The sequence below is a fragment of the Mycolicibacter sinensis genome, assembly GCF_001667945.1.
GTDB lineage: Bacteria > Actinomycetota > Actinomycetes > Mycobacteriales > Mycobacteriaceae > Mycobacterium > Mycobacterium sinense_B.
The window spans coordinates 1-623 of record NZ_LZJK01000011.1; the positions used below are offsets into that span (position 1 = coordinate 1).

The following is a 623-nucleotide window of genomic DNA, read 5'->3' on the forward strand; positions in this document are numbered from 1 at the left end:
GCGTCCACCCGGTCCTCGTCGAGCACGGCCACGTGCCGATCGTACAACCGAATGGTTGTACGTTGTCAAGGTCAGGCGTCGGGGAACCAGTAGTCGAGTGTCTGCTCGACCCCGCCCCAGTCGATACCCATCCAGTCGGTGAAGAAGCCTTCGATGTTGCCGAAGGCGCTGTACACAAGTGCCACAATCGAATTGAACAGGGCGTCTATCCCGGCGCTGTCGAGCAACCCGCTACTGAAGGCGTTGAGCCAGGCGCTGAACTGGTCGATGTCACCGGAGATGTCGATGTTGGTGAGCATGCCGTCGGTGGTGGCGATGTGGTTGGCCACCTGTTCGGGGGTGAGCCCCAGATACATCATGTGCTCGTAGAACAAGCCGAGCTCGGAGGTGGAGGTGGGGTCGGTGACCGGGTCGCCGGGGATCGTGTAGTCGGTTACCGCGAACCAGTTGTTCGGGGTCTGGACGCCGGACAGCAGAGCGGTGTCGAAGAAGTCGGGGGAGGAGGCCCCGCCCCCGTCCAGCGACGCGGTGTCCGCCCCCACCGGATTGCCGATGAACACGAAGTGCAGCAACTCCGGGGGGACGCCGTCGTGGGCCAGCTGCGCCATCGCGATCGACCCGGC

The 623-nt window shown here is 64.0% G+C and carries 1 pseudogene; it reads right to left on the bottom strand.

Going from position 1 to position 623, the window contains the following annotated elements:
• Window positions 1-71: 71 nt before the first annotated feature.
• Window positions 72-623: pseudogene (locus A5694_RS00540) on the bottom strand (PE-PPE domain-containing protein); the annotation flags it as partial.